Origin of the sequence: Neobacillus sp. YX16 (genome assembly GCF_030123505.1) — a bacterium.
GTDB lineage: Bacteria > Bacillota > Bacilli > Bacillales > Cytobacillaceae > Neobacillus.
The window spans coordinates 2707048-2724131 of record NZ_CP126115.1 but is presented as its reverse complement, the minus strand read 5'-3'; the positions used below and the strand labels follow the sequence as shown (position 1 = coordinate 2724131).

At 36.8% G+C, this 17084-nt stretch carries 16 protein-coding genes; 4 read left to right on the top strand and 12 right to left on the bottom strand.

Translation table 11 applies throughout. The annotated features are described in order from the left end of the window. The 6 genes from QNH48_RS12985 to QNH48_RS12960 all read right to left on the bottom strand — a co-directional run bounded on the left by QNH48_RS12985 (position 1) and on the right by QNH48_RS12960 (position 5763). Positions 1–1614, bottom strand: a complete 1614-nt coding sequence (locus tag QNH48_RS12985; protein ID WP_481858473.1) for a spore germination protein — start codon at positions 1612–1614, stop codon at positions 1–3. 104 nt (positions 1615–1718) lie between these two features. Next, positions 1719–1877, bottom strand: coding sequence for a hypothetical protein (locus QNH48_RS12980; RefSeq protein WP_283955282.1), 159 nt, complete (start codon positions 1875–1877; stop codon positions 1719–1721). Next, positions 1877–3127: a Ger(x)C family spore germination protein gene (locus QNH48_RS12975; protein WP_283955281.1), complete on the bottom strand. Its 1251-nt coding sequence runs from the start codon at positions 3125–3127 to the stop codon at positions 1877–1879. Before QNH48_RS12975 ends, QNH48_RS12980 begins: the two co-directional genes overlap by 1 nt. Beyond that, positions 3124–4218, bottom strand: coding sequence for a GerAB/ArcD/ProY family transporter (locus QNH48_RS12970; protein ID WP_283955280.1), 1095 nt, complete (start codon positions 4216–4218; stop codon positions 3124–3126). Before QNH48_RS12970 ends, QNH48_RS12975 begins: the two co-directional genes overlap by 4 nt. Positions 4219–4235: 17 nt before the next feature. Next, positions 4236–5516, bottom strand: a complete 1281-nt coding sequence (locus QNH48_RS12965) for a spore germination protein (RefSeq protein WP_283955279.1) — start codon at positions 5514–5516, stop codon at positions 4236–4238. Further along, positions 5440–5763, bottom strand: coding sequence for a hypothetical protein (locus QNH48_RS12960; RefSeq protein ID WP_283955278.1), 324 nt, complete (start codon positions 5761–5763; stop codon positions 5440–5442). The genes QNH48_RS12965 and QNH48_RS12960 overlap by 77 nt, the downstream gene beginning before the upstream one ends. A gap of 243 nt (positions 5764–6006) precedes the next feature. Here QNH48_RS12960 and QNH48_RS12955 point away from each other — a divergent pair, with 243 nt between their 5' ends. Continuing rightward, positions 6007–6210, top strand: coding sequence for a DUF5957 family protein (locus tag QNH48_RS12955; RefSeq protein ID WP_283955277.1), 204 nt, complete (start codon positions 6007–6009; stop codon positions 6208–6210). A gap of 19 nt (positions 6211–6229) precedes the next feature. On the opposite strand, the gene QNH48_RS12950 is transcribed toward QNH48_RS12955, so the two are convergent. The 4 genes from QNH48_RS12950 to QNH48_RS12935 all read right to left on the bottom strand — a co-directional run bounded on the left by QNH48_RS12950 (position 6230) and on the right by QNH48_RS12935 (position 11964). Then, positions 6230–6784, bottom strand: a complete 555-nt coding sequence (locus QNH48_RS12950) for a competence protein ComK (RefSeq protein ID WP_283955276.1) — start codon at positions 6782–6784, stop codon at positions 6230–6232. A 717-nt stretch (positions 6785–7501) separates the two neighbouring features. Further along, complete coding sequence (locus QNH48_RS12945; RefSeq protein WP_283955275.1) at positions 7502–8197, bottom strand: hypothetical protein; 696 nt, start codon at positions 8195–8197, stop codon at positions 7502–7504. Positions 8198–8258: 61 nt separating this feature from the next. Next, the gene (locus QNH48_RS12940) at positions 8259–10343 is read right to left on the bottom strand and encodes a cell wall-binding repeat-containing protein (RefSeq protein WP_283955274.1); all 2085 of its coding nucleotides are present in this window, start codon (positions 10341–10343) and stop codon (positions 8259–8261) included. 250 nt (positions 10344–10593) lie between these two features. Then, positions 10594–11964, bottom strand: coding sequence for an MATE family efflux transporter (locus QNH48_RS12935; protein ID WP_283955273.1), 1371 nt, complete (start codon positions 11962–11964; stop codon positions 10594–10596). Positions 11965–12159: 195 nt separating this feature from the next. Between QNH48_RS12935 and QNH48_RS12930 the strand changes: the two genes are divergently transcribed. Together QNH48_RS12930 and QNH48_RS12925 are read left to right on the top strand one after the other, a co-directional pair. Continuing rightward, positions 12160–13374, top strand: coding sequence for an MFS transporter (locus QNH48_RS12930; RefSeq protein WP_283955272.1), 1215 nt, complete (start codon positions 12160–12162; stop codon positions 13372–13374). 72 nt (positions 13375–13446) lie between these two features. Next, on the top strand, positions 13447–13644 hold the full coding sequence (locus QNH48_RS12925; RefSeq protein ID WP_283955271.1) for a hypothetical protein: 198 nt from the start codon (positions 13447–13449) through the stop codon (positions 13642–13644). 55 nt (positions 13645–13699) lie between these two features. Here QNH48_RS12925 and QNH48_RS12920 read toward each other — a convergent pair whose 3' ends face one another. After that, entirely contained in the window at positions 13700–14521 is an 822-nt protein-coding gene (locus tag QNH48_RS12920; RefSeq protein WP_283955270.1) for a histidinol-phosphatase, read from the bottom strand. A 143-nt stretch (positions 14522–14664) separates the two neighbouring features. Here QNH48_RS12920 and QNH48_RS12915 point away from each other — a divergent pair, with 143 nt between their 5' ends. After that, on the top strand, positions 14665–15102 hold the full coding sequence (locus tag QNH48_RS12915; protein WP_283955269.1) for a hypothetical protein: 438 nt from the start codon (positions 14665–14667) through the stop codon (positions 15100–15102). A 30-nt stretch (positions 15103–15132) separates the two neighbouring features. Here QNH48_RS12915 and QNH48_RS12910 read toward each other — a convergent pair whose 3' ends face one another. Next, complete coding sequence (locus tag QNH48_RS12910; RefSeq protein WP_283955268.1) at positions 15133–16959, bottom strand: APC family permease; 1827 nt, start codon at positions 16957–16959, stop codon at positions 15133–15135. Positions 16960–17084: the final 125 nt, after the last annotated feature.

Here is a 17084-nt window from a genome sequence, read left to right as displayed (position 1 = left end):
TCATGTATCCTCCCGCTGATCATTTCCAACTTTATTGTGCTCTAAAATCTTATTATCATTTTGACTCAATCGATTTTGATTGGCAGGCTGAAGAAATCCAGGTCTTTTTGGCATCCACCATAGTGGGCTTCGGATAATAACATCCTTCATTCCTTGATAATTCTCTGGAGAAACAGGTGCCATATACGGAACACCAAATGATTTTAAGGATAGCATGTGATTAAAGATAAAGATGACTCCAACCATTACGCCGAATAATCCAAAAATCCCAGCTAAGATCATGATGGGGAATCTTAGCATTCGCAGTGCGAACGCAGCTGTATACGTTGGTGTTGCAAAGGAGCCAATTGTGGTTAAGGCAATAACAACAACTGTTATTGGACTAGACAATCCTGCCTCAACAGCGGCCTGGCCAATGACTAGCACGCCGACTATCGATAATGCTCCCCCTACTTGTTTTGGCAGCCGAACGGTAGCTTCTCTTAGGATTTCCATCGAGATTTCGATAATCAAAACTTCGATTACTGCCGGGTACGGAACTCCGGCTCGTCCTCCTGCCACCGCCACTGCAAATTCTGTTGGCAGCAACTCAGGATTAAAGGAAATAAGCGAAACATAAAGAGAAGGAAATATTAAAGAAAATACTAACGCCAGCATACGGGCCAGCCTCACAAAACTCCCCATTAAGAATCTTGAAGAGTAGTCCTCGGTGGTTTGGTAAAATTGATTAAAAACAACAGGTACCATTATAGAAAAAGGAGATCCGTCGACAAGAATAGCAACTCTCCCTTCTACTAAATTGGCGACAGTTTTATCTGGTCTTTCTGTCGATTGGGTCTGAGGAAATGGTGAAAAAGGATTATCTTCAATAAATTGTTCTAGATACCCAACATCAAGAATGGCATCAATGTCAATCTCTGAGAGCCTTTTTTCCACTTCCTCGATAACCGTCTCATTTGCTATTCCTTTCAGATAACAAATTGCCACTGTTGATTTAGTTAAGCGCCCGATTTTCATCGTTTTCACTTGAAAATCTGGTGTTGGCAGTCGATATCTAAGTAAGGAAATATTGGTAGAGATATTTTCGATAAAACCCTCCCGTGGTCCTAAAATAACTTGTTCGGTTTCTGGTTGGGCAATGGCTCTTTTTTCTACCTTCCGTGTTCCAATATGAATGGCTTCCTTAATTCCATCAATAAAAATGACAGTTTCCCCGCGTAACATCAACTCAATTAATTGATCTACGCTTTCACCAACCTTCGCCTGACTATGGTAAATAGTCTCAGTTATAATGAGATTGATTATATTGTTAAGGGGTTTTTCCCTGCCCATTAAATGCTCAGGTTCATACATTAATGGCTTTAAAATATCCTGATTAATTACATCCTGATTAACTAAACTTGAAAGGTATACGCACGCTGCTGAAAATTGACCAAAAATTTTAAAATGTTTTATTTGCAAATCTCCATTAACACCAAGAATTTCTTTTACTGCCTTCTCCGTCTCTATTAAAGAGCTAGAAGTTGGTGTGCTGCCCTTTTCCTCTACCAGTTTACTTGGAGTTAACAATTGTGGTTTTTTGATACTGCGTTTCTTTGTTCGAAATAAGGACAAACTCACACCTCCTACTTAATAATTTTTACCATTTTACCAATTTTATTCCTTCGTTCCCTTTACTAAACAAGAATAAAAAACAGAAATCCCATAGGATCTCTGTTTTATTTCAATCTAACTAAAAATGTAAGAATCAATATGACTGAACCAACTAGTGATATGCCGAATGCGCCTATTTTATTTTTATCCTTAAATAAAAAATAAGCATGGAGAAAGCTATACGCTCCGCCAAAGAGGATAACTGCCCAAAATATCATCCTCATTAATCCTTCACCTTTTCCATTTCAGATTCCTTCAGCTGCTTGCCGAATCCAATAATATCGACCTGAACATCAATTGTTATGTCGGCAAATGGGTAATTTTTATTCGTCCAATCCCATTCTTCGTATGCTTTTGTTGTACTGAATAATGGCCTTACAGCTAACGACCAGTAAAAGGGCTCCGATTTAAATTCCTTCTGTGTTTTTTCCACCAGTGGGATCATATTGTTTTCAATTTCCTTTGCAATCCATTTTTTCAAGATCATTTGTTTTTTCATATCACCCGCATAATCAACCATACTCGGAACGGATAAAAGTTCAATTTCAAGGGGGACCTTTACATTAATTTTTGGAGGACCTTTTCTCAATTTAATTTTTATATCTGTAGCTGTTTTTTTCTTCACCCGAACGGCAACTTTGTATTTCTTTTCTACGGGATCATTAAAACTCACAAACATATCTTCTATCCTTGAGGTATTATCAAGTAGGAGTGTGACCCTTGTCTCTTCCCCTGTTAGTTTCCCAATCATTTTTCCTTCTTTAAAAACCGCTGATCCTATCAACTGAACAGGATTTCCTCCTTTTTTCGGAACAGAGCCTGCAATATATTGGTCTTCTTCCCTAAAGGAACTGCCTTCTCTTTTTTCGCTTACTGACCCAGAGATGGCTAAGAATAAATCTGCATCCCCATCTGTAATCGCAAATAATCGGTTAATGGTTGCTTCAGGCACTAAACCTGTTTCAACTGAGCGATCGATAATAAATTGATAGTATTTGTGGGGTCGAATCATCATTTCTGGTTTGTTTTTACGAATAAATTCAGCTGCTTTGCCCTCTGAAACAATAATGCTAGTTTCTCTTCTTACCTCTCTTTCCTTTAAGGCCGTACCAATGAACCTTAAAAACATATCTGATTTTGCTAATTCCTCCGAAACCACAATCGTTTTGGCATGACTAAATGAAATTTGCCGGGTCACAAATGAGTTTGCCATGTTTTTGGCTGTGATAAAGTCAGGTGCGGTAAGAGTAATAATATTTTTTTCGCCTTTATCCACTTGTCCTGTTGCTCCTCTAATATTGAGTTTGGGATTCGAAAATTGAAAAGTGACGTCCACAGCTTGCATTTCGTTTAAATTAACACCTTCTGGAATATCCAATCCTATTGCTGTTGCATAGGACATTTGCTCTAATTCTTTTCGATCCCAGCACCCCGTTAGTAGACAGACTAAGATGAGAATAACTAATAATCTCAACCCTTGACCACCTCTCTTAACTTGATAACAATCACAAGGAGCATTGGCAGAAACAGCATAAGATATTTCCCGTAGGTCAAGATTTGATTACGCATTACAAAAATGTTTTCTACTTGGTTCTCCGGCAATAAGCCAATTAGCAGAATCAATATGGTGATGGGAATGAGAGTGTGCTCGAATTCTTCAATATGAAACACAAATCCAAAGACTCTACTAACCAAATAAATGTATACGGAGAATTTCACAATCACTGTTAATAACCAGAAGGTTAAGAAAAAGGTTTCAATGTTTGTAATCACTTTCCCTATCGATACCAATCGAATTGCCTCATTAAAAGGGTATGTTATTTTTCCTACACTTCGATAATCGAATAATAGTGCATAGGAAAGATAAAGTATTGCCAGGATGAAAACCGAATAAATTAGCGCTCCAAATAGACTTTTGGTATACGTTTTATGGTCTTTTACCAATGGGTACATCATCGCAATGACCATTCCATCTCCATAAAGTGAAACATATTTAAAGCTCGTCTTTGCTATTTCCCATTTACCCGGACCAAATAACGGAAAAATCCGATTTAATACATTATCCTTTGTGAGTAAAAGAACGAGCAGAACTAATGCAAAGGTAACATAGGGAAAGACCATCCATGCCACAGATCCGATTGATTCCCAGCCCTTCTTTGCACCGCCTAAGCAAATCAGTAAAAAGAGGAGATAAAGAATAAACGTTGGTGTTTTGGGAAAATTCATGGTCATTAATTGGTCCGTATAACTCCTTGTTTCAAAGGAGGTATTTAATAATATAATTAAGAATAATACGAACCCAATGATAAAGGTAATCCACTTTCCAAACGCAGCTTGAGTAATCTCCAATAGGTGTTTGTCTTGAAATTTTTTCAGCAGAAAATTCAGGGCCAGTAAGGAAGGCAGGATGATTAAAAAAGAACAAATGATGACCATCCAGGAGGCATTTTGGGTTATATCGAAAATAGTTGTTGCGGTCATATCGGTAGCTTTTGTAGCAATCATAAATACGACTATCGCAAAGAACTCCCTGCCCCCCACCAGATCCTTTTCTACCTTCACCATACCTTCACCACCCTATTTCACTCGTTTTTAACTGGCTTCTTTGTTAAATCTTTTGTTTTTACAAAAGCAGGTCTAAATCGCTCATTCGTTAAAATCCTACGGAATAATGTGTCGTCAGAAGATTTGTATTTTGGAGTTAACGGTGCAAAATAGGGAACACCAAACGATTTTATAGTCGTTAGATAAAATAAGCCGCTTAAAAAAATTCCTACCATCCCAAATATCCCAAAAATGCTGGCAGCTAGGAGAAATCCAAATCTTGCAATCCTTATCGCATAATTTAAATTTACATCACTTATTGCAAATGAAGACAGACCTGTGAGTGCAACAACGATTACTACAATAGGACTGACGACATTGGCTTCAACTGCTGCCTGCCCTAGTATCAAAGCCCCAACAATACCAATGGTTGGTCCGATTGGAGTGGGTACACGTATTCCCGCTTCTCTTATTAATTCAAAGGCAAGTTCCATCATCAAGAGTTCCAGAATGGCAGGAAATGGCACCATCTCCCTTGCACCTGCAATGGCTAATAATAAATCTGGCGGCAGCATTTCTATGTGATAGTTCGTAATCGCTATATAGATTGACGGGGTGAATAATGTAATAAACATTGCTGCCATCCGGAGGAACCGTGTAAAGTTACCATAAATAAACCTTAAGTAATGATCGTCTGCAGAATGGTAAAAAGCCCAAAAGGTCGCGGGGGCAACCACTGCAAATGGTGAATTGTTCATGACCACAATCACATGGCCATCCTCAATGAAAGAAGCAGCTCTATCAGGTCTTTCGGTCAGTAAAATGGTCGGAAATAAGCTAGCTTTCTTGTCCTCAATATGCTGGATGAGAAGGCTTAGATTTTGTACTGCGTCCCTCTGAACAGCCCCAATCCTCTCCTTTACTTCCTTTAAAACCCTTTCGCCTGCTAGCTTTTTGTTATAAATAATAAACACTTCATTATGTGAGCGCTCACCAATCACCATTTTTTCAACTGTAAAGTCCTCCGTTCTAATTTTTTTATGGATTAGGGAAATATTTATATCTGCTCTTTCAACAAATGCTTCCTTTGGACCAAATAATGTTGTTTCATTTTGTGGTTTTTCAACACTTCTACCGGCCGCCGTACTCGTATTAATCACATAGCACAGTGATTCACCATCAATAATCAGTAAGGTATTTCCAGTATTTAATTCTTCTATCGCTTTGTTTAAGCTTTTCTCCTCATTTATCGCACTGGCACTTATAATTAATGCTACTTCTTTTGCCGAATGATCCCCGTGTATGAGTATGCTCGTCAACCATTTTCACATCGGTCAATGATGGAATATAAAAAATAGCACCTTCTTTTCCCATCATCGGGATTGTTAATTGCCTCACCTTAAAATCTATATTTTGCGGAAAATTATAGAGCTTTTTAATAATTTTCTCATCACTAGCTAAATCCCCAGAGAAAGAATCATCCTTTTTAAATGTTTCTTCATCAAAAATTTCTTTACTTGTTTCAAATTTGAAACGTTTATTACTTTTTAAAAAATTTCTTTTCATTTAGATTTAACTCCTAGTAGGGCTTCTTGAACTGTTTGATATTTAGTTAGTGTTTAGCAAATTAGGTTAAATATCCATTTAATGAGTATTTTCCCACGACTAATTCTGCATTTAGGACTAGAGACTTAGAAAAAGTTACGTCCTTGGCTCATTATGAAGCATTAGTTTCATTGCTAAACTGTTACTAGAATATATTTTTGAAAGGGGATAATGATTTGTGAAGAGTGAAAGGGTTTGTCTAGAATGAGGACACTACAAATTTTTATTACTGGTTTTATACTCGGATTGATTCTAGCTGAACTGATTAATATTTTTGGCTTCTTGTTGTATGATCAGACCATTGGGCTAACGTTTTTCCCGATATTAATGGGGGTCGGATTAGCATGTCTAGATCTTCTGGTTCGCCGTAAATCTAAACTTCCTAATTTTAAGAGCAGCCTCCGATAAGGAAGCTGCTCTCATTGAATTACTTTTTCTCAAGGCTAAAGTTATTTTCTTTTTGTTTTTTACTAATATAATAGCTCGTCTTTGGTTCCACATAGAAAAATATGGGACATCTTAGATTTCTGGAAATGGTTTCTTGAAGCTCAATAGCTTTATGACGTCTAGTGTGAAAGGCTCTTTCTGTCATATCAATTAAGATTGTGTGACCATAGCTCGTTAACACTTTTGTCTGATTGACTCCAACCCGCTTTGTTGTTTTTACATGGATAAGTGAAAACCATATGCAGTTAGGGCACTTCATATTCTTTGTTGGAAACAATAAGATGCCCATTTGAGGATTTACACTAATAGGGTGCATCCTTATCGGCGAAAGCAGATATTTAGAACTACGTCTTGCTCCTAGGAAATCCGAGCCCACATGCAATAATGTTTCCTCGATTACCGCTATTGGTGTCTTTTTCACGAGGAAGGTTTCTTGCCCTTCCATTACTCTTGACCATAATTCTCCTCTTTTACTGTACTCTCCTGTTACTAGAACAGTCTTTTCATTAAGTAAATGCTTATCTCTAACATCCATAAATCAGTTACCCTCTTCTCTAATAGTGGTTATTGATTTTTTTAAGAATAAGAGTATACTAACGATAAAGTTGTATACTCAACTAGCTTTACCCTTGGGTATCGTTCCGGGAAGATCATTACCCGAGGGTGATTCTTTTTTCACTGCTTGCATCATACATTTCCACAAAATCCCTCCTCAAAACAAGTATATTTTACTAGTATATTTATGTAAATCCATTATCGAATAAATAATTTTTTGTCTTTCATGTATGCACATCAATGATTCTTAACACATATTGACGGACGGTTATTTATTACGTATAATGAAAGATTCTTTTTAACAACTACTCAATTTTTCAATATGACGTGGTTCAACATTTAATTTATTCAAGTATATTTTATCTTTTATCCTAATACTTAATGCTTACAGATTACTTCAAAAAATCCATTTTGGCTTGTTAACTGAAAATTCACAGATACACAAAGTATACATATTTACTTTTCCCACAATAATTGCAAAAATAAGTTTACATAATACATCTATGTTTCCCATAAAAGCCTTCAAGATAATACTTACTAACTAGTACCTCCTCCTCGAATGATTTCCTCTAGATAATTTTCATAAGGTACTAAATATGTACTTATTAACCACAATAACGACTTGATTTCAAAAAAAAAAAAAACGATGACAGCCTTGTCATCGTCCAATTTCTATTATCTTATTTATTCGTCTTGCTTATTTTATTTCCTGTAATTCACTACCTGTTTGATACCCTTGTTCACCTGTCATTTCATAACTTTCTTTTATGATTCCCACTCCAGGTGCAAAGTAATAAGTAAGGAAAGTCTCCGCATTTTCGACTTCGTGGGTTGCCTTTTTTACGACCAAAACTTGATTGTATTTTCCATGAGGAATTTTTATACTTGCCTTTGTGTCCAATACTTTAATATCATTATTTCCTTTTGCGTTTACAATAGGCTGTATTTTTTCGCTAGGTGTAAAGGTATCAAGTATATTTTCGGTTGGGTTTGCCGATTCAAACGACTCATAGACAATTGTTATTTCGTCTTCAGTCCATTTCAACACTTGGACTGTTACTGCATTCCCTAACTCTATTACACGTTGGATATATTGATCATTTACTGCAATTATTTTTTCTGTAAAAATCAATGTACCTTGATCATAGAAAAGTTTTGTTGCTCCTGCCTTTGGTCGATAGTCAGTAAATGTTATTTGACTTTGATTTGATATAGATATATCAATGTCTTTGTCTTCTGCTTCCTCTACGTTCGTTTCTTCTGTTATTTCGGTTTGAGAATTGTGTGATTCTTCTTTTACGATTTTTTCGGTGCTACCTTCCTTAGAAGAATCATTAGCACACCCCATTAGCAGAAAAGTGATTGAGGCTAGTACAATGATCCATTTACTCATCTATATCATCCTTTCAAGATAAAGCAAAACTCGGGTTTTATTCCGAGTTTTGCTTTAAGTATTAGTTTAATTTTTTCACAATTGTTCCATGTACAGACTCTGATACCCTGCCACCGATCATGTCAACATTGGTAATTATATTTTCCTCTGCGTACTTCATTAAAAATGCTTCAATATTTTTATTTACATTATTGACAACATCATTAACAAGAATTAATGGAGCTTTCGTACTAATTGATAAAGGTGCAGCAACCATTGCATCTGGGAAATTGGTTCCTGTCGTAACATAAACCTTATTTGATTTAATTAAATCTTTAAAATACCATAACATCGATGCTGTTGTTTCATAACGGTCTAGTCCACCTAATCGATGAACTAAGTTTTGACCATTTTGCGTTGTAACTTTATTTTCTACTTGTTGATTAACAACCCCAGTACCACCTATGATCGCAACCTCTTTATTTTTTATAAAAGTAAAAGCATCTGGAAAGATCATGTTAGGTAGTGTTAATACTATAGCCCAATTGTTTGCTGCGGCAATTGGTGCAGCTGCTAATGCATCTGCATAGCTTTCACCTGAAGCTAAGAATACACCACTTACATTCTTTAATTTGGATAAAATTTGTAGATTGGTTTCATAACGATTAATCCCACTAAGACGCTCTGTTGAAATTCCTAATGCGTTAATATCATCCTCTGTGGATTTTCCAACGATTCCAGTTCCTCCGACAATGATTACTTTTTCAGCGCCAAGACGAACTAACTCATTTTTCAATTCTGGTAAGAGATTTTCAATTGTTCTTGCCAGTAATAATGGCGCGTTATCATACACTGGCGATAGTGAAGCAGCCGACAATGCGTCCCAAGGATTTAACCCTGTAGCAAGGATGACCGTTTTTTGAGCTTTTTCTGCTGAGAAACCATTTGGGTATAACTCTTTTGAAACATTAATTGCTGTTTCCCATCGATCGATTCCATATACTTTCTCTGAGTCAATCTTCCTTGTAACTTCAAGACCACTAATATTAGTCCAAATCACATCGTTAGTCCCTTTTTTAAGGACCTTTCTGTTGATAGACTGTGAAGCAACTGCGATGGCCTCTTCAACATCGTAATAATAGCGATAATAGGATTCACTAATATCGGTCAACACATACAATTTAGTAAGAAAGTTTGACCATATTGTAAAGTTATTTGTTTTTAAAACGACTCTAGTTTCTCCATTTTGTTTTGCGAACGCAATCGCGTCCTCTTGCGTAGCGAAGCTTTTTAGTAGACCATTTGTTTTGTGATATACTTGGAAATTTGCATTCTCCCAAATGTAAGATTGTTGATCCTTATCAAAAACTTTAATATTACCAGTTTGTTTAGATGCAAAATTAATTGCTTCTTGTTTCGATTTAAATGTTGCTAACTTTGTACTGTCTCTATAAACCTCAAAAACTTTGAAATAATTGACAATACCTTTTGCTAAAGCCTGAGCCGCTTTTATTTGATAATCAGTTGTCTTGATTCTAGCCTCTTCTTGTGGATTTGTCATATACCCTAATTCCACTAATATAGAGGGCATTTGTGCATTTCGAATCACCACAAAGCTTTGATCACTACGAATCCTTCGGTCTATTAAACCTAAATCCTTCACCACATTCGGATGTGTGATTTCTGCTAATCTCTTACTATCCTGTAAGTATTTAATTTGCAATGGATCATGAGGATATTCAGGCTTAGCATGCTTCACACCATCATAATAATAAGTTTCATAACCCTTTACATATGTACTAGTAGGAGAAGCATTATGGTGAACAGATACAAATATACTGTTATCATTGTTTCCGTTGGCAAAGCCATTGGCTTTTTTCATTCGTAAATCATAGTCTCCGCCAGTTAAACTTCCATTAGCGTTCTTTAAAAAAGGAGCAAAATGGATATCTGATTCTCTCGTCAGATAAACCTTTATACCTGTCCCTTTTAATGCCTCTTTTAACTTTAAACCTACACTTAAATTGACATCTCGTTCACATAAATCTTTTCCAGGTTCACGTGTATATCCACATGTACCGGTAAATGCCCCACCATGACCAGGATCAACCACTACAATCTTCTCAGCAGAACCAAGCATAGGGAACCCAAACAAAATTACTAACAAAAAGAAACAAAACTGTAAAAACCTTTTAAACACTATCCCGCACCCTTCCTTCTATTTTTTACAATGCATCACATTATACCATATAAGTTCCGATATTATTGTAGAAAAATAGACTTTTATGGTAGAAATTGTACTTTTTTCTGTGCCTGTCACCGCCCGTGGACACTGTCCACCACAGAAGAACAGTTGGTTCATAAAAAGTACTCATCACCATTAAAGGTGATGAGTACTTTTTATGAGTCGATGTTGATTATATGGCATTTAATTTATGTGTATCTATAAATTTTCGTTTTTGAATGTAGATGAGTCTCCATGATAAGGCGATTCCGGCAGCCAATAGACCTACTGTAAGTCCCAGCCAATAGCCGGTTGCTCCTAGATTTGTAAAGTTTGCCAATCCATATCCAATTGGGAGACAAATTAACCAGTATGCGATTAAGGTCATAATAAAAGCAAGATTCACATCTTTATAACCCCGTAAAGCTGCCTGTGCGGTGACTTGAATGGCATCGCTGATTTGGAAGAACAAAGCAAAGATCAAAAAGTGTGCTGTTAAATTGATAACTTCTGCTTCATTTGAATAAAATCCTGCTACTTGATAGCGGAAAAGTACAACGAAAACTCCGGTAATAAGGGCAATGATAATAGCCAAATAGATTCCTAGCCAGCTGTAGCTTTTGGCATCCTTGTATCTTCCTGACCCCACTTCATATCCCACTAGAACCGTTTGGGCCATCGAAATGCTAATCGGAATCATATAGAGAAATGAAACTATATTAAGTGCGGATTGATAGGCCGCTATTGTCGTAACATTAAATTTACTTAAAAGAATCGTTACTACAGCAAACATACTCGTTTCAAAAAACGTTGAAAGACCCATAGGGACACCAATTTTTAATATTTCCTCACACTCCGCCCATGAGAATTCTTTCAGATTCTCGAAAACGAAAAAACTCGAGAAAGGATCCTGCTTTTTTACAATGAACACCGTCATTCCCGTTATCACCCAATAGGTGATCGAGGTAGCGAAACCAGCACCTGCGCCGCCAAGTTCCGGAAATCCCCAATGTCCAAAAATTAACACATAGTTCAGAAAGAAATTGATGGGTAAAGACAGGAGAAGGATGTACATGACTACTCGTGTTTTTCCTAATGAATAGATAAAGGACCTAAGCACGTTAAAAATAAATAGAGGAAGAATTCCAATGCTTAGCCCTACAAGATAGTCAAAAGCTGTTTTTTGTACATCACTAGGTAGATTCATTTTATCCAATATTGGATTTAAAAAGAAAATTCCAAGTACAATCACCATAATAGCGATCATAAAGGACAGATAAAGACCATGTCTTACAACTGAAGCAACTTCCCTGCTTTTCTTTTCCCCAAATCGCTGAGCTGCAATCGGCGAAACTGCTAGCAGTATTCCACTAATCCCCATAAATACCGGGCTCCAGATTGACGATCCAATCGCAACAGCGGCTAGATCAGAGGAATTGTATTTACCCGACATAATGGTGTTAAAGAAGACCATTGAAAACATTCCAAGCTGTGTGATTAAGATAGGTATTAACATAACAAAAATTTGTTTTGTTTTTTCCTTCAACGTAAAAGTCTGATTCATATAAATTACTCCTAAAAACAAAAATATAAAAGCCAAGGTTTTATTATACTCGATTTTGGCTATATTTTCATAAAGAATTTCAAAAGATCCAAACTGATGTTTTTCAATAAATATTCATAAGTTTTATATAGAAATTTCGGATACCGTAGTATAATATTATCGTTATTATTTAATAGAGAAAACTGGTGAAGATTTGTGCGCACACATAATGAAAAGATTAGTATTTATCACGGCATGGTTTCTACCATTGCTATCAACCTAGCAGGAAACTTTTATCCCATCTTTGCTATATCCATTCTTGGAGCGACCAATTACCAGGTTGGATTGATAAGTTCACTACCCCCGTTAATTGCACTCTTGATGACAATTCCTGCTGCCATTCTGTTAAATCGTTTGGAGACCCAGAAAAAAACAGTAGGCATGGCAGTTTTATGGGCTCGCCTATTTTTTTTGCTGCTCATCGGAGTTGTTTATATCTCCTCACCTTATCAAGCATGGGCATTCTTAATCATTATCGCACTTATGAATGTACCCGCCACAATATCTAACATAGGCTGGCAAACATTAATTAGCGGTATGATTAAAGACGAACGAAGGGGTACTTTTTTTAGTGATCGTAACCGGCTATTAACGATTGCCGGAATGATTTCCACACTTATTATCGGGATTATCATGAAAAACCAAACCAGTAATGCAACCGCGTACCAGTGGTTATTTTTCGCAGCCTTACTTTTTGGCTTACTCGAAGTGTTTTGCTTAATGAAACATAAAGAAACAGTTCAACCCGTAACTAGTACTAAAAAATCGTCGATGGATTGGTCTATTTTTAAAGACCATGGTTACAGATGGTTCTTAATTGCAGCACTTTGCTTTAATTTCACCTGGCAGATGTCATGGGGAATATTCAATATTTATCATGTTAGAATCGCAGAAGCGACCATCCTTTGGATTAGTATCTTTTCGGTGGCATGTCAATTGGTTCAAATCTTCACTTTCCCATTGTGGAAGAAATGGGCGGAGGAAAAATCCAATACCCTCATGCTGGTATGGGCTGCACTTGGGATGGCACTTGTTCCCTTTTTAACGATTCTGTCTACCAACCTTTTCTATTTAACTTGTGTCCAAGCAATATCAGGATTTTTTATTTCCGGGGTTGTGCTCTTATTGTTCAACCTTTTGTTAGAGCAATCCCCTGCCGAAACGAGAACGTATTGTATCACAACTTATAATGTACTCCTATCATTTATTGCCTTTATAGCTCCTCAGATTGGTATTTTGCTATTAGAAGGTCTAGGCATACAAGCATCAATGGAGTTAAATTCCATTATGAGGATAGGCAGTGCCTTTGTATTTCTACTTATGTTTTCAAGAACTAGGAAATATACGAAAGTATTGTTAGTAAAGAACTAGTAATTTTTTTCTAGTAAATTGGCATTTTCTGTATGAAATACTAGATATACTATTCATATGGAGGTGGTTCACTTGTCAAAAGAAAACCAGGAATCAAAGTCTCTTCCGAGTACCAACCAAAATAAGAATACCGTACGGGTCAACAACAATTTCAGCTTAACCATTAACCTTGGAGATTCATTGAATCTACTAGCACTCATCGGTGGGATTTACCTGATTAGAACAATACCCAAAATCCGAAAACAAAAACGCAAACAAGAAAAAATGTAATGGAGTCTTCGCCATTACATTTTTTTTTGGTGCCTGTCACCATTTATACACCTATTCATATATTGACTGCATATCTCTTTTTTGCTTTAAAGTAGACCCATTCTTTGAAGCCTATTTCTTTGAGTCGGGTACGAACTTGTTCGACTTCGTCCCCGACTCGGTGTGGGTCGTGGGCGTCTGAACCGAAGGTGACTTTTACTCCGTGATGGAGTGCCATCTCTAAAATGTCGTCAGCTGGATACCACCCTCCAACGTATTTCGTTTTTCCAGAGGTGTTGATTTCGATAGCGATATCACATTCTGCAATGACCTTTAAGGTATGCTCAACTGCCGCAGTTTGAATGTTTGAAAAGTCTGGATAGTAGCCCTTCATTGCATCAATATGACCCAGAATCTGAAACATACCACTGCGAGCAGATTGTTCAATTAAAGAATAATAGTTTTCTTTCGTTCGTATTTGTTCTTTGGAGCTCAGGCCCTCCCAGCGATTCTTATTAAAAATGCTAACTCCATCCACTTGATGTACAGATCCAATTATATAATCAAATGGATAACGGTCAAAATACGGTCGATAGTTTTCTACCTGCTCAGGAAAGAAATCTGCCTCAATTCCTAAAAGGACATCAATTTTACCAGAGTACTCTTGTTTTAACTTTAAGACTTCTTCTACATATTCGGGAAATTGACTGGTTGCCATTGTTATATGTGGAAAAGGATGATCTTCTTCGCTTGAGAAATATGGTGTATGATCTGATATCCCGATGATATTCAATCCACTTTCTATACCGGCTTCAATATATTCACGAATGCCTCCCCTGGCATGCCCGCACCGGTCATGATGTGTATGTAAGTCAAATTTAACCTTCAAATTGCTCATTTATTCATCACCTCTAGCCCCTATTTTCTCATATTAAGGTACTTTATCTCAACTTATCAAATTTCTTTTATTTTCCCCTTGTCCAATCCAAAAGACAAGCTTTTTCATATATATAATTATTAAATATTAATGTGAGGTGTTTTATGGAAAGTTGTGATTGTCGTGCAACATTATCCGCAACTGCCGTACCAGTTGAAACCTTAATTAATCGTTTTCCCTCCAGCGGCATGATTACGGTATCTGCACGAATATGTGATATTAATTGTTCAGTCAAAAACAGTTTTATCTCCATTCTTTATGGTGACCATCAAGATCAAAACAATAGCTTTGTTTTTAAATCCATGTTATCAAGTTTACCAACATGTGAACCAGTATCGGGCGGAGGTATCGGAATGATTCTGACTTCCAAAGGGGAAGCCTCTGGAGTAAACTTTAATGACAACGCCATTCTATCCAACATACATTTCCTCCATGAAACCATTATTGGTAATGCCATCTGCTCTATCCGTTTAACTGCTAATGGGCGCACCTTTGAAGTACCAGGATGTATCTTCTGTATTTCTGAAAACAACCAAAATTGAGCAGCTCCCAAATGGAAGCTGCTCTTTTATTTATTTTTTAAGATGATAGGGAACGGTTGTGATAATTACGTTTCTTTTATATAAAAGGTAAGCTTTTATTAATAGGCTTGATTGATTGTGCAGGATATTATGCCAGCCTTTTTTAGGGATGAATTGTGGAATGATGACTGTTACCCTGTAGTTCGCTTCACTGGCCTTATGCTGAACGGTATCAACAAATTTAGTCAACGGCTGAATGATGCTCCTGTAATGGGAGTGAAGGGTTACAAGTCTTATCTCCGGCTGCCATGTATTCCATTTTTCTTCGAATTTCTTTTCATCGTCACGTTCAAAGGAAACATAGACTGCAAGTACTTGATCCGCGCCAAGGGATTTTGCATAATTTAGTGAGTTTTCTACCACTTGTGTTATTCCTGCAACAGGAACAATTATTACGTTCCCTTCGATTGGAATCGCAGGTTCGTTGGTATTTATTCTAAGTTGTTCACCCATGGCCTCGTAATGCTTTCTAATTCGGTAAAAGACGACAACAATGACTGGTAAAAATACCAATACTGGCCAAACCTGGGCGAACTTAGTTAAAAAGAACATGATGGTTACAATAAAGCAAATCACTGCACCTAAGGTATTAATAAATAGCTTAGCCTTCCAGCCCTCTGGCTTTTCACGAAGCCATTTTAACATCATTCCCGTCTGAGACAACGTAAAAGGAATGAATACTCCAACCGCATATAGTGGAATTAAGTGCTCTGTTTGACCTTTAAAAAATATAATTAAGAGGATGGAAGCTAAGCCTAGGACAATAATCCCATTTGAATATCCTAACCGGTCTCCTCTTATCTTAAACATTCTTGGGATAAATTTATCGTTTGCTAAATTTACTGCCAGCAAAGGAAAAGCTGTATACCCTGTGTTGGCGGCAAGAATTAAAATCAAAGCCGTAGTCCCTTGAATAAAGAAATACATAAAATTCCGCCCAAATGTTTGCTCTGCAATTTGTGAGACTACTGTAACCGTTTCATTTGGCCTAATTCCATAATAATAAGCTAAAAATACAATTCCCGAAAATAATACAGCAAGTAATCCTCCCATTGCTGCTAATGTTTTTGCAGCGTTATTTGGGGCTGGATCTTTAAAGTTCGGAATTGCATTCGAAATCGCCTCAACTCCTGTAAGTGCTGAACTTCCTGAAGCGAAAGCCCTTAAAAGAAGAAATAAAGAAATCCCAGCAATAGGTGTACCAACAGGCGTATGCAATTCCGCTGGAACCTGACCGGTTACGATATTATATATACCTACACCAATCAAAATGAATAAAGCGAGGACGAATAAATATACAGGATATGCTAAAATAGAAGCAGACTCTGTTACACCTCTTAAGTTTAATGTTGTAATAAATAACACAAAAACAATCGCTATGCCCACATTATGGTCGTGTAATGCTGGTAAGGCTGATGTTATGGCATCCGTTCCAGCTGAAACACTAACTGCTACCGTTAAAATATAGTCAACAAGTAGTGAACCTCCCGATATCAGCCCATAATTCACACCCAAATTTTCCTTTGATACTACATATGCTCCTCCGCCATGAGGGTAGGCAAAAATAATTTGTCGATAGGATAAAATTAACGCCAATAATAAGATTAAAACCCCGATTGCGATTGGAATGGAATACCAAAAGGCAGCCGCACTTATAGTAACCAACACAATCAGGATTTGTTCCGGTCCATACGCAACCGATGATAAAGCATCAGAGGAAAGAATTGCCAACGCTTTTGTTTTATTGAGCTTTTGCTCCCCTAATTCTGTTGACTTTAAAGGTCTGCCAATTAAAAATCTTTTGACTGAAGAAACCACTTTTTCCACTCCCGAGTAACTATAAATTGTAAATAACTTTTTATTACCTTTCTAACTTGCCAAAAAACGCACAAAAAAAATGCCTACAAGTCAAAGTAAATAGACCTGTAGACATATATTCTCTG